Annotated in this window: 10 protein-coding genes and 1 tRNA gene; 3 read left to right on the top strand and 8 right to left on the bottom strand. The window is 72.7% G+C overall.

The genetic code is table 11. The features are described from left to right. Position 1: 1 nt before the first annotated feature. Together AC07B0_RS21490 and AC07B0_RS21485 are read right to left on the bottom strand one after the other, a co-directional pair. Positions 2-2203, bottom strand: coding sequence for an MMPL family transporter (locus AC07B0_RS21490; RefSeq protein WP_478898722.1), 2202 nt, complete (start codon positions 2201-2203; stop codon positions 2-4). A 123-nt stretch (positions 2204-2326) separates the two neighbouring features. Continuing rightward, the gene (locus AC07B0_RS21485; RefSeq protein WP_356872106.1) at positions 2327-2926 is read right to left on the bottom strand and encodes a TetR/AcrR family transcriptional regulator; all 600 of its coding nucleotides are present in this window, start codon (positions 2924-2926) and stop codon (positions 2327-2329) included. A gap of 191 nt (positions 2927-3117) precedes the next feature. Here AC07B0_RS21485 and AC07B0_RS21480 point away from each other — a divergent pair, with 191 nt between their 5' ends. Continuing rightward, on the top strand, positions 3118-6399 hold the full coding sequence (locus AC07B0_RS21480; RefSeq protein ID WP_469380464.1) for a S41 family peptidase: 3282 nt from the start codon (positions 3118-3120) through the stop codon (positions 6397-6399). A 72-nt stretch (positions 6400-6471) separates the two neighbouring features. Here AC07B0_RS21480 and AC07B0_RS21475 read toward each other — a convergent pair whose 3' ends face one another. From AC07B0_RS21475 to AC07B0_RS21460, 4 genes are all read right to left on the bottom strand, one after another. Next, a complete protein-coding gene (locus AC07B0_RS21475) occupies positions 6472-6654 on the bottom strand; it encodes a hypothetical protein (protein WP_356872110.1) in 183 nt (60 codons plus the stop codon). An 84-nt stretch (positions 6655-6738) separates the two neighbouring features. Next, positions 6739-7620 carry an SDR family oxidoreductase gene (locus tag AC07B0_RS21470; RefSeq protein WP_467296254.1) on the bottom strand — a complete coding sequence of 294 codons (882 nt, stop codon included), beginning with the start codon at positions 7618-7620 and terminating at the stop codon, positions 6739-6741. After that, positions 7617-8582, bottom strand: a complete 966-nt coding sequence (locus tag AC07B0_RS21465) for an alpha/beta fold hydrolase (RefSeq protein ID WP_478865395.1) — start codon at positions 8580-8582, stop codon at positions 7617-7619. Before AC07B0_RS21465 ends, AC07B0_RS21470 begins: the two co-directional genes overlap by 4 nt. Next, positions 8579-10237 (bottom strand): flavin-containing monooxygenase, encoded by a 1659-nt coding sequence (locus AC07B0_RS21460; protein ID WP_478898766.1) that lies wholly within the window; start codon positions 10235-10237, stop codon positions 8579-8581. Before AC07B0_RS21460 ends, AC07B0_RS21465 begins: the two co-directional genes overlap by 4 nt. A gap of 203 nt (positions 10238-10440) precedes the next feature. On the opposite strand from AC07B0_RS21460, the gene AC07B0_RS21455 reads away from it, so the two are divergent. Beyond that, positions 10441-11097, top strand: a complete 657-nt coding sequence (locus AC07B0_RS21455) for a MerR family transcriptional regulator (protein ID WP_356872448.1) — start codon at positions 10441-10443, stop codon at positions 11095-11097. Here AC07B0_RS21455 and AC07B0_RS21450 read toward each other — a convergent pair. Then, positions 11079-11882, bottom strand: a complete 804-nt coding sequence (locus tag AC07B0_RS21450) for an exodeoxyribonuclease III (protein ID WP_356872116.1) — start codon at positions 11880-11882, stop codon at positions 11079-11081. The two genes, AC07B0_RS21455 and AC07B0_RS21450, sit on opposite strands and share 19 nt — an antisense overlap. Before the next feature lie 38 nt (positions 11883-11920). Here AC07B0_RS21450 and AC07B0_RS21445 point away from each other — a divergent pair, with 38 nt between their 5' ends. Then, positions 11921-12415 (top strand): GNAT family N-acetyltransferase, encoded by a 495-nt coding sequence (locus AC07B0_RS21445; RefSeq protein WP_356872118.1) that lies wholly within the window; start codon positions 11921-11923, stop codon positions 12413-12415. A gap of 164 nt (positions 12416-12579) precedes the next feature. On the opposite strand, the gene AC07B0_RS21440 is transcribed toward AC07B0_RS21445, so the two are convergent. Then, positions 12580-12653: transfer RNA gene (locus AC07B0_RS21440), tRNA-Ala, on the bottom strand. Positions 12654-12687 lie beyond the last annotated feature (34 nt).

The raw sequence follows: 12687 nt of genomic DNA, 5'->3' as shown, positions 1-12687 counted from the left end.
GTCAGGCGTTGACCAGCTCGCGGTCCTTGTCCGGGCCCTCCGGGTGGCCGGAGCCGTCGCCGAGGTGCTTGCGCAGGCTCTCGCCCTCGACGTCCACGTTCGGCAGGATCCGGTCGAGCCACTTCGGCAGCCACCAGGCCTTGTGCCCGAGGAGCGCGAGCACCGCCGGGACGATGGCCATGCGGACCACGAAGGCGTCGAACAGGACGGCGATGGCCAGGCCGAAGCCGATCATCTTGACCATCTGGTCGCTGGCCCCGAGGAACCCGGCGAACACCGCGATCATGATGACGGCGGCGGCCACGACCACGCGGGCGCTGTACTGGAAGCCGGTGACGACGGCCTGGCCCGGGCGCTCGCCGTGGACGTACGCCTCCCGCATGCGGGTGACCAGGAAGACCTCGTAGTCCATGGCCAGGCCGAAGACGACGCCCACCATGAAGATCGGCATCATCGACATGATCGGACCGGTCTGCTCCACTCCGAAGACCGAGCCGAGCCAGCCCCACTGGAAGACCGCGACGACCGCGCCGAGGGCGGCGACGACCGACAGCAGGAAGCCGAGGGCCGCCTTGAGCGGGACCAGGATCGAGCGGAAGACGAGCATCAGCAGCAGGAAGGCGAGACCGACCACGAGTGCCAGGTAGGGCACCAGCGCGTCGTTCATCTTCTGCGAGAAGTCGATGTTCATCGCGGTCTGGCCGGTGACGTAGACGTCGTCCCCGCTGCCGTCGCGGATCGTGTGGACGAGGTCCTCGGTCGCGGCGGAGGAGGGCCGGTCCTTGGGGATGACGCTGATGATCGCGGCGTCCTTGGCCTCGTTCTGCTGGGGCGGCAGCACGACCGCCACCCCGTCCAGGCCCTTGATCCGGTCGGCGGTGCCGTCGGCGAGCGCCTTGTCCCCGTCGACGACCACCATCAGGGGGCCGTTGAAGCCGGGGCCGAAGCCGTCGGACAGCAGGTCGTACGCCTTGCGCTGGGTCGTGGAGACCGGCTGGGCGCCGTCGTCCGGCAGGCCCATCTCCAGCTTGCTCGCCGGGATGGCGATGACGCCGAGGCCGATGACGCCGGCGAGCAGCACCATGACGGGGCGGCGGAGCACGAAGCGGGCCCAGCGGGTGCCGCCGTTGGCCTTGGGCTTGGCGTCGGCGGGCTTGCCCTTGCCGAAGAGCTTGCTCTTCTCGCCGGCCGGCAGGACCTTCTTGCCCGCGAAGCCGAGGATGGCCGGGACGAGCGTCAGGGCGACGAGCACCGCGATGACCACCGTGCCGGCGGCCGCGACGCCCATCTTGGTCAGCATCGGGATGTTGACGACGGCCAGGCCCACGAGGGCGATGACCACGGTCAGACCGGCGAACACCACGGCGGAGCCGGCGGTTCCGGCGGCCCGGCCCGCGGCTTCGTCGCGTTCACGGCCCTCGGCGAGCTCCGCGCGGTAGCGGGAGACGATGAACAGGGCGTAGTCGATGCCGACCGCGAGGCCGATCATCATCGCGAGGGTGGAGGTGGTGGAGCCGAGGTCCAGCACGTTGGCGAGCGCGGTGATGGAGGAGACGCCGATGCCCACGCCGATCAGCGCGGTCAGCAGCGGCAGTCCGGCCGCGACGAGCGAGCCGAAGGTGATGACGAGGACGATCGCGGCGACCAGGATGCCGATGATCTCGCCGGAGCCCGTCTCGGGCGCCGCCATCAGGGCGTCGCCGCCGATCTCGACGCCGAGCCCCTGCTGCTGGGCCTCCTTGCCGGAGTCCTTGAGCGCGTCGCGGGTGGCGTCCTTCAGCTCCATCCCGCTGACCTTGTACTTGACGCTGACGTAGGTGGTGGAGCCGTCCTGGCTCACCGCCTTCGTCAGGTACGGGTCTTCGACGGAGGCGATCTGGTCGGCGCCGGCGCCGCCCTTCAGACCGGAGATGACCTTCTCGACCTCGGTCTTGACGCCCGGGTCGGTGACCTTGGCGCCCGCCGGGGCCTTGATGACGACGCGGGCGGTGGCGCCGTCGGCGGCCATGCCCGGGAACTTCTTGTCCAGCAGGTCGAAGGCCTTCTGGGCCTCCGTGCCGGGTATCGAGAACGAGCCGGAGGTGGGCGCGGAGGCCGTCGCGGCGCCGAAGCCGGCGGCGAACAGCAGCGCCACCCAGACGAGGGCGACGAAGCGGCGGCGCCGGAAGGCGCCGCGGCCGAGCCGGTAGAGGAAGGTGGCCACGTGGGTGGTTCTCCCGTTCAGGTCGTGGGATGGATCCGGGACGGATCAGGGCATGGAGAGCCGGCCCGACGACGAGAGCGGCGTGTCAGGAGCAGCGGGACGGTGCGGAACGCTTCTGGGGAGTCAGACGCCGAGGGCGGGGAAGATCACGGCGTCCACGAATTCGCTGAGGAAGACCCGGTCGACGGGCCGGTCCTCGATCAGCGGGAGCGAGATGAACGCCCCGATGAGCATGTGCGGTACGAAATCCAGGGCCGGACAGTCCGGCCGGATCTCGCCCCGCTCGACGGCGCGCTGCAGCAGCCGCTGGAGATCGTTGATCTCCGGGTCGACCAGCAGGTCCCGGAGCGCCTTGTGGAGCTCCGGGCTCTCGTGGACCGCATGGGCCAGACCCCTGATCAGGGCGGTGTCCTTGGCCATCTGCACGTCGTCGGAGTGCGCCACCATCATGGCGATGTCCCCCCGCAGGGTGCCCGTGTCGATCTCCCCCAGGGAGACCGGCTGGGTACACCGCAGGGCCTTCGCGACCAGCTCGGGCTTGCTCCCCCACTGGCGGTAGAGGGTGGCCTTGCTGGACTTCGTACGGGCGGCGACCGCGTCCATGGTCAGCGCCTCGTAGCCGACCTCGCGGAGGAGGTCGAGGACCGCCTCGTGGAGTTCGGCCTGCCGCTCGGGGGTGATCCGGGTACGCCGCGCCGACGTCTCCGACGTCTCTTCGGTCATCTCCGCGCCCCCTGTCCGAGCGAAACCCTTCCGTACCGTTAAGACGATACCCCCACCCCCAAGGGAACGAAACCGTTCCGTTTCGTTAGGGGGAGTGGCGTCGGTCACCCGGCCGCCGCGGGCCCCGAATCCCCCGAAGGGGATCACCTGTACGAGTTGCCGGGGCCCCCCGCCGCGGAAAGCATTGGGGGGTGAGTCACGACGTCGCGTACCTCCGGTTCCCGCACCTGCACGACGACCTGCTGTGCTTCGCCTCCGAGGACGACCTCTGGGTCGCCCCCCTCGTACCCGACGGAGCCGAACCCGGCCGGGCCTGGCGGATCACCGTCGACCGGACCCGGGTCAGCCACCCGCGCTTCTCCCCCGACGGCCGGCACATCGCCTTCACCACCTGGCGCAGCCTCGACCCCGAGATCCACCTCGTCCCCGTGGACGGCGGCCCGGCCCGCCAGCTCAGCTACTGGGGCGCCACCGACACCCGCGTCTGCGGCTGGACCCCGCCCGACGAGGACGGCCGCAGCGACATCCTCGCCGTGTCCTCGCACGGCCAGCCCTTCTCCTACTTCGCCTGGTCCTACAGCCTGCCCACCGACGGCAGCCCCGGCGGCCGCCTCCCCTGGGGGCCGGTCTCCGACATCCAGGTCCGGGAGGAGGAGGACGGCGAGCGGCGCAGCCTGCTGCTGACCGGCAAGCCCCCGCACGAGCCCGCCGCCTGGAAGCGGTACCGGGGCGGCGCCACCGGCCGGCTCTGGCTGCACGGGCAGCGGCTGCTGGAGGGCATCGAGGGGCACCTCGACTCCCCGATGTTCGTGGGCGGCAGGATCGCCTTCCTCTCCGACCACGAGGGCATCGGCAACCTCTACTCCTGCCTGCCCGACGGCGGCGACCTGCGCCGGCACACCGACCACGCCGAGTTCTACGCCCGCCACGCCTCCAGCGACGGCACCCGGGTCGTCTACCAGTGTGCCGGTGACATCTGGCTCGTGGACTCCCTCGCCCCCGACGCCTCCCCGCGCAAGCTCCGCGTGCGCCTCGGCGGGCCGCGCGCGGGGCGCCGTCCGTACCAGGTGCCGGCCGCCAGCCACGTCGACTCGCTCTCCGTCGACGCCACCGGCCGGGCCAGCGCCGTCGTCGTGCGCGGCAGCCTCTACTGGCTCACCCACCGCGACGGGCCGGCCCGCACCATCGCCGACACCCCGGGCGTACGGGTCCGGCTGCCCGAGATGCTCGGCAGCGGCGGCCAGGTCGCCTACGTCACCGACGCCGAGGGCGAGGACGCGATCGAGATCGCCTACCTCCCCCGCGCCTCCGGGGAACGCGAGCCCCGCCGGCTGGCCTCGGGCGCGCTGGGCCGCGTACTGGAGCTGCTGTCCGATCCGGACGGGGAACGCCTCGCCATCGCCTCCAACGACGGACGGCTGCTGCTCCTCGACGCCACGGAGGAGTCCAACGGCGAGGTCACCGAGCTGATCCGGTCGATCAACGGGCCCGTCACCGACCTCGCCTTCTCCCCCGACGGCTGCTGGCTCACCTGGTCGCACCCGGGCATCGGACGCTCGCTGCGGCAGATCAAGATGGCGAAGATCGCGGGACCCGGCGCGCACACCGTCGTCGACGTCACCAACGGCCGCTTCGAGGACGAGAACCCGGTCTTCACCCGGGACGGCCGCTACCTCGCCTTCCTGTCCTGGCGCGGGTTCGACCCGGTCTACGACGTGCACACCGGCGACCTGTCCTTCCCGCTGGGCTGCCGCCCCTACCTGGTGCCGCTGTCCTCCGCGACCCCCTCCCCCTTCGCGTTCTCCCCCGACGGCCGCCCGGCGGCGGGCGGCCTCGACCCGGCCGAGGGGGAGCCGGAGTCCGGAGACGGCGCGGTCACCGTCGAGGCCGAGGGCCTGGAGAGCCGGATCATCCCCTTCCCCGTGTCCGCGTCGAAGTACTCGGCCCTGTACCCGGTGAGCGGCGGCGGGCTCGTGTGGCTGCGCTGGCCCATTTCCGGCGCGCTCGGCGAGACCTTCGCCAACCCGGCCGACACCAGCGGCAAGCCCACGCTGGAGCACTTCGACGTGACCAAGGCCCGCAAGACGGAACTGGCCTCCGGGCTGGACTGGTTCGCGGTCAGCGGCGACGGCACCCGTCTCGTCGTCAACGACGACGGCGACCTGCGCGCGGTCCCCTCGACGGAGTCCGGCGACGGGGACTCGACTGTCTACCTGGACCTGCGGCGCATCCTGCACGAGGTCGACCCGGCGGCCGAGTGGCGCCAGGCCTTCGAGGAGGCCGGACGGCTCATCCGCGCCTACTTCTGGGAACCCGGCATGTGCGGGATCGACTGGGACGAGGTACTGCGCCAGTACCGCCCCCTCGTCGAACGGGTCGCCTCCCCCGACGAGTTCGCCGACCTCATGCGCGAGGTGCTCGGCGAGCTCGGCACCTCGCACGCGTACGTGTCCCCCGCCCGCCGCAACGAGGGCCCGCCCCACTACCAGCGGGCCATCGGGCTGCTCGGCGCCAACTTCGTGCCCCGGGACGGCGCCTGGATGCTCGCCCGGATCCTGCCCGGCGAGTCCTCCGACTCCAAGGCGCGCTCCCCCCTCGCGGGCACCGGCATCCGCGAGGGCGCGGTCCTCACCCACGTCGACGGCCGCCCGGTCGACCCCGTGACCGGCCCCTACCCGCTGCTCGCGGCGGCCGGGGGCACCACCGTCGAGCTCACCTTCGAGCCCGCCGAGGGGTCCGGCCGGGCCCGGCGCGTGGCCGTCGTACCGCTCGTCGACGACCGGCCGCTGCGCTACCAGGACTGGGTGTCGAAGCGGCGGGCCGTCGTCCGCGAGGTCAGCGGCGGCCGCTGCGGCTACCTGCACATCCCCGACATGGGCGGCTCGGGCTGGGCACAGTTCAACCGGGACCTGCGGATGGAGATGTCCCGGCCCGCGCTGATCGTGGACGTGCGCGGCAACGCGGGCGGGCACATCAGCGAGCTGGTCGTGGAGAAGCTGACCCGCTCGATCCTCGGCTGGGACCTGACCCGGGACGCCCAGCCGGTCTCCTACGCCTCCAACGCCCCCCGCGGCCCGATCGTGGCCCTGGCCGACGAGGCGACCTCCTCCGACGGGGACATGATCACCGCCGCCTTCAAACTGCTGGGCCTGGGGCCGGTGGTGGGCCAGCGCACCTGGGGCGGGGTCGTCGGCATGACCGGCCGCCACACCCTGGGCGACGGGACGGTGATCACCGTGCCGATGAACGCCGCCTGGTTCCCGGAGTACGGCTGGTCGGTGGAGAACCACGGCGTGGAGCCCGACCTCGCGATCCTGCGCACCCCGCTGGACTGGGCCGAGGGGCGCCACGCCCAGCTCGACGACGCCGTGCACCTCGCGCTGGAGCTGCTGGAGCAGGACCCGGCCGCCGTGCCGCCCGGCTACACGGACGTCCCGGACCTGCGCCGCCCGAAGCTGCCGCCGCGGGAGTAGGCGCACCCCGCGGGAGCGGGCACACGAGAGGGGCGCGGCCCGCCGGCCGCGCCCCTCTCCCTGCTGTCGCTCCTACTTGTCGAACGCGTCCTCGTAGGCGTCCCGGACCGGGCGGGCTCCCGGCCGTGCCTCCGGCGCCGGTTCGGGAACCGGGGCGGCCGCTTCCGCCCCGGTCCGCCGCAGTTCGGCGTCCTGCGCCGCGGCCCGCTCCGCGAGCCGCCTCGCCTTGTCCTGGAACTGGTCCCTCAGACCCATGCCGGTCCCTCCTGAACGGTGGTCGGGGCGTGTTGTCGACCAGCCTGACATGGGGGACGTTTCCTCGCATTTCGGCCATATGGCCTAGGTGTTACGCGTGCGCTCCTTCTCGTCGGCGGCCCCGCCGGCTCCCACGAGCCCCTTGGAGACACCGGCCAGCCGCGGCTCGAACCGCTTCATCTCGCGCTGTCCGACCGTCGCGATGATCCCGGGCAGGTAACCGCGCACGCCCTGCATGCCGCGCAGCCACCACTGCGCGTACACGTGCGGCGAGCGCCGTTCGATGCCGGCCACGATCCGGTCCACGGCGGGGCCGAGCGGGTACGTGCGGTTCGAGGGCCACGGCAGGCGCTGGCGCAGCTCGCGCATGACGTCGTTCTCGTCGGCTCCGCGCACCATGTCCGTGTCGGTCCAGGACAGGTAGCCCACGCCGACCTTGACCCCCTTGTAGCCGACTTCGGCCCGCAGGCAGTGGGCGAAGGCCTCCACCCCGGACTTCGAGGCGCAGTACGCCGTCATCATCGGGGCCGGGGTGATCGCGGCGAGCGAGGCGATCTGGAGGAAGTAGCCGCGGCTCTCGGCGAGGACGGGCAGGAAGGCGCGGGCGGTGACCGCCCCGCCGATGAGGTTGACCTCGATCACGCGGCGCCAGGCCACGGGGTCGGAGTCGGCGAACGGGCCGCCGGCGGCGACGCCCGCGTTGGCGACGACGACGTCCACCTTGCCGAAGCGTTCCTTGACCTCCTGCGCGACGCGGGCCATCGCCTCGTGGTCGGTGACGTCGGCGTGCCAGTGGGCGCTGTCGGTGTGGAGCCGCTCGGAGACCTCCTTGAGGGCTTCCGGCTCCAGGCCCACCAGGGCGATCTTCGCGCCGCGCGCGGACAGCTTGCGGGCGAGGAGCTCGCCCACCCCGCGGGCGGCGCCGGTGACGACGGCGACCTGGCCTTCCAGACTGCTGCGGCTCACGGCGTCTTCTCCTTCTCGGCCTCGGTGACTGCTGCCCCGTCGGCCGTGGCGGCCGGCCGTACGGGGAGGTGCTCGGCGGTGAGGGCGCGCAGGGCGGCCGTGACCGCCTCCGGCGCCTCGACGGGCGTCATGTGGCCCGCGCCGGTGAGTTCGGTGAGGCCCGCGCAGTGCGGCAGGGCCGCGGCGAGGGCGCGGGCGTGCGCGATGGGGGTGAGCCGGTCGTCCGTGCCGCCGATGACGGCGGTGGGCACGGTCAGCCGGGCCAGTTCGGCGTCCAGGTCCAGGCCGGCCAGTACCCGGGACCAGGCGTGGCGGACCCCGGTGGGACAGCCGTGGACGATGCGGGCGCAGGCCTCCACCCGGTCCGGGGCGGAACCCGGGCCCATGGTCGCGTACTTGAGGACCGAGCGGGCGAGGGGCGTGACGGGCCCGAGGGGGGCGCGCGAGCCGAGCACCGCGTGCGTCGCCCGGGTCCGCAGCCGCCCGGGGCGCAGCGGCAGTACGGTCGCCTCCTCGACGAGCCGTGAGCTGCCGGTGCTGCACAGCAGGGCGGCCGCGGCGTGCTCGGCGAACTCGGGCCGTCCGGCGGCCGCCATGACGGTCATGCCGCCCATGGAGTGCCCGGCGACGACGGCCCGCTCGCCCGGGGCGAGGGTGGCCTTCAGGACGGCGACCAGGTCGTCGGCGAGGGCGTCGGTGCCGTAGGCCCGGGCTGCGGGGCTGCGGCCGTGGCCGCGCTGGTCGTAGGCGACGACGCGGTGGTCCTGCGCCAGGTCCCGTATCTGCGCGGCCCAGAAGGCGGTGGAGCAGGTCCAGCCGTGGGCGAGGACCACGGCCGGGGCGCCTTCGGCGCCATGGACCTCGGCGTGCAGGCGGGCCCCGTCGGCGGAGGTGACCTCCAGTACGCGGGCCGGGGCGGGCGGCGCGTAGCGCCCGGTGGTGACGTGCGCGGGCCGGCTCACGCCGCCCCCTCCTCGGCGACGGCGGGGGCGACGGCGGGGGCCGCGGCCGGTTCCACGGGTGCGGGGCGCGGCGCCGGCCCGGCGGGGGCCCCGGCCCGGGCCTTCCCGGCCTTCCCGGACGCCGCCGCGGCGACGGCCGGGGCGCGCTCGCGGTCCCGGACGCGGATGACCTCGTACTCGGAGAGGTCGACGGTCCGGGTCTCCTTGCGGAACTCGCCCGTCGTGCCCGGCCAGACCGTGGTGTTGCGGCCCTGGGAGTCCAGGTACCAGCTGGTGCAGCCGCCGGTGTTCCAGACGGTCCGCTCCATCCGTGCCTGGACGTTCCGGTTCCACTGGTTGACGGCGGAGGGCCGCGCGGCGAGCGCGGTCCGCCCGCCCTGACCGCCCCCGTCGAGGAGGGTGAGCTGGCGCATGTAGTCGGCCATGTAGTTCAGCTGGGACTCGATCATGAGGATCATCGAGCTGTTCCCGAGACCGGTGTTCGGCCCGATGATCGTCATCCAGTTGGGGAAGCCGGCCGCGGTCGCCCCGCGCAGCGCCTGCATCCCGTCCTTCCAGGCGTCGGCGAGGGTCCGGCCCTCCGCGCCCACGACCCGGTCGGCGATCGGCATGTCCGTGACGTGGAAGCCGGTGCCGAAGATGATCGCGTCGACCTCGGTCTCGGTCCCGTCGGCGGCCACGAGGACCGAGCCGCGGACCTCCTTCAGCCCGGAGGCCACCAGGTCCACGTCGGGCCGGGCCAGCGCCGGGTAGTAGGCGTTGGACAGCAGGATCCGCTTGCAGCCGATCCGGTAGGAGGGCGTCAGCTTGGCCCGCAGCTGCGGGTCCTTGATCGAGCGGGACATGTTGGCCTTGGCCAGGGACTCGACCAGGCCGAGCTGGTTCGGCCGCTTGGTGAAGGCGCTGACCTGGAGCTCGCGGATCCCCCACAGCAGCCCGCGGCGCGCGGCGCGGGTGAAGGGCAGCTGGCGGTGCAGCCAGCGCTCGACCGTGCTGATGGCCCGGTCGGTGCGCGGCATGACCCACGGCGGGGTCCGCTGGAAGAGCGTGAGGCGCTCCACCTCGGGGGCGATGGCGGGCACGATCTGGATCGCGGAGGCCCCGGTGCCGATCATCGCGACGCGCTTGCCGCGCAGGTCGTAGTCGTGGTCCCAGCGGGCGGAGTGGAAGACCTTGCCCGGGAACTCCGCCAGCCCGGGGATCTCCGGCACCTTCGGGTCCGACAGCGGCCCGGTCGCGGACACCACCACGTCGGCGGTGAGCTCCCCGGCTGAGGTCTCGATCTCCCAGCGCAGTTCCTCGGTGTCCCAGCGCATCATCCGGACCTCGTGGTTCAGCCGGATGTGGCGGCGCAGTCCGAAGACGTCGGCGACGTGCTCCAGGTACTCCCGGATGGCGGGCTGCCCGGAGAAGGTCCGCGGCCAGTCGGGGTTGGGCGCGAAGGAGAAGGAGTACAGGTGCGAGGGGACGTCGCACGCGCACCCCGGATAGCTGTTGTCGCGCCAGGTCCCGCCCACGGAGTCCGCCCGCTCCAGGACGACGAAGTCCGTGATCCCCTCCCGCCGCAGCCGTACGGCGGCGCCGAGCCCGCCGAACCCGGACCCGATCACCGCCACGCGTACGTGTTCACGTCCCACGTGTGCACGCTCGTCCATGCCGCCCATGCCCGCCGCCTTCCGCTTCCGCAGTCCCAGCCACCACACCGCAACACTGCCAGCAATCACTGGCACAATCGGGAGAGTAGAGCAGCGCCGTACCCATGGGTAGGGGTCGCGCCCGGAAAGTTACCGACGGTACGCCCTAGGCTGCCCGTGTGGCGGACGAAGTGACAGCAGTGACGACGGAGGACGGGCCCGCGATGGCACGCGAATACCGGACCGGGGAACTGGCCGAGGCGGCCGGCATCCCCGTGCGCACCCTGCGCTTCTACCGCGAGCGCAAGCTGCTGCCGCCGCCCCGCCGCGAGGGCCGGATCGCCTGGTACGACGACCACCACCTCGCCCGGCTGCGCACGATCGCCGCCCTGCTGGAGCGCGGCCACACCCTCGGCGGCATCGCCGAACTCACCGCCGCGTTCGAGAGCGGGCGCGACGTCACGCAGCTCGGCGAGCTGCTCGGCATCGGCTGGTCGGAGGAGACCCCGGTGCGGCTGTCCCCGGAGGCCCTGGCCGACTACTTCGAGGGCGAGGTCACCCCGGAGAACCTGGCGGCCTCCCTCGACCTCGGCTACCTCGCCGTCGACGGCGAGGCGATCGTGCACGTCAGCCGCCGCCTGCTGGACGTCTCGTCGGCGCTGGTCCGCGAGGGCGTACCGCTGGCGGTGGTGCTGGAGACGGGCCGCCGCGTGCGCGAACACGCGGACGCGATGGCCGCCCTGTTCACGGAGCTGATCTCCACGCACCTGTCCGAGGAGGCCCTGCCCCGCCTGCGGCCGCTCGCGAAGAGCGTGGTCGAGGCGGAGCTCACCATGGCGATGGACCGGCTGCTCGCCGCCGGTCAGGACCCGAGCGCGTAGACCACCGTCACCGGGGCGTGGTCCGACCACCGCTCCGGGTGCGTCTCGGCGCGCTCCACCCAGGCCTTCACGGCCTTGCCGGCCAGTCCCGGGGTCGCGACCTGGAGGTCGATCCGCCAGCCGGCGTCGTTGTCGAAGGCCCGGCCGCGGTAGGACCACCAGGAGTACGGACCCTCGGCGTCGGGGTGCAGCTCGCGGACGACGTCGACGTAGCCGGCCTCCGCGTACACCTTCCCCAGCCACTCCCGCTCCTCGGGCAGGAAGCCGGCGTTCTTGCGGTTGGTCTTCCAGTTCTTCAGGTCCGCTTCCCGGTGGCAGATGTTCCAGTCCCCGCACACCACGACTTCGCGCCCGTCCGCGGCGGCCCGCACCTTGAGCGCGGCCAGATGGGGGAGGAACTCGGCCATGAAGCGGTACTTCTCGTCCTGCTTCTCGGTGCCCGCCTCGCCCGACGGCAGGTAGAGGCTGGCGACGGTCACGCCCGGCAGGTCGATCTCCAGGTACCGCCCGGAGGCGTCGAACTCGTCGCTGCCGAAGCCGACCCGCACCCGCTCCGGGGCCCGGCGCGTGTACAGCGCGACCCCGGCCCGGCCCTTGGCGGCGGCGGGCGCGAACACGGTGTGCCAGCCCTCCGGCTGCCGCACCTCCTCCGGAATCTGCCCTTCCTCGGCCCGTACCTCCTGGAGGCACACGACGTCGGCGTCGGATCCCGCGAGCCACTCCCCGAAGCCCTTCTTGGCGGCGGCGCGGATCCCATTCACATTCACGGAGGTCACAGTGAGCATCCCAGCACCATAGCCGGACGCTTCCGTACGATGTCCTGATGTCTCACGGGATACATCTGCGCACCGTCGCCTACGACCACCCCGACGCGGTCAAGCTCGACGCCGAGGTCCAGCTCGAATACCAGGAGCGCTACGAGGGCGACGGCGACGCCACCTTCCTCGACCCCGGGATGTTCGTCCCGCCGAACGGCCTCTACCTCCTGGCCTACGACGCCTCGGACGCCCCCGTGGCCAGCGGCGCCTGGCGCCGCCAGGACAAGAGCGACGAGGGCTACTCCGACGGCGACGCGGAGATCAAGCGCATGTACGTCGTCCCCCCGGCCCGCGGCCTGGGTCTGGCCCGCCGCATCCTGGCCGAGCTCGAAGCCGACGCCCGCGCCGCGGGCCGCGTGCGGATGGTCCTCGAAACGGGCGACCAGCAGCCGGAGGCGATAGCCCTCTACCTCTCCTCGGGCTACACCCCGTCCGAGAAGTTCGGCTACTACCGCTTCCACGACTCCAGCCTCTGCATGGCGAAGCCCCTGAACCCCTGACCCGCCCCCGCCGCCCCGCCTGACGACGGCTCACCGGCGGGGCGGGACGGGCCGGCGCGGCCAAGTCCCCCCGCACGGTCCGGACATGCAGAAGATCCCGCCCGGTCTTCCGACCGGACGGGATCTCATGACGTTCCCGAGAGCTACTCGCGAACTGTCGTTTGTGGACCTGTGGGGATTTGAACCCCAGACCCCCTCGATGCGAACGAGGTGCGCTACCAGACTGCGCCACAGGCCCTTGCGACGTGTGAAACATTAGCATCCCCTCGCGG

The organism is Streptomyces sp. NPDC044704 (genome assembly GCF_056433525.1).
Note: the sequence above shows the minus strand (reverse complement) of the source record. Positions and strands in the feature narration are given on the sequence as shown.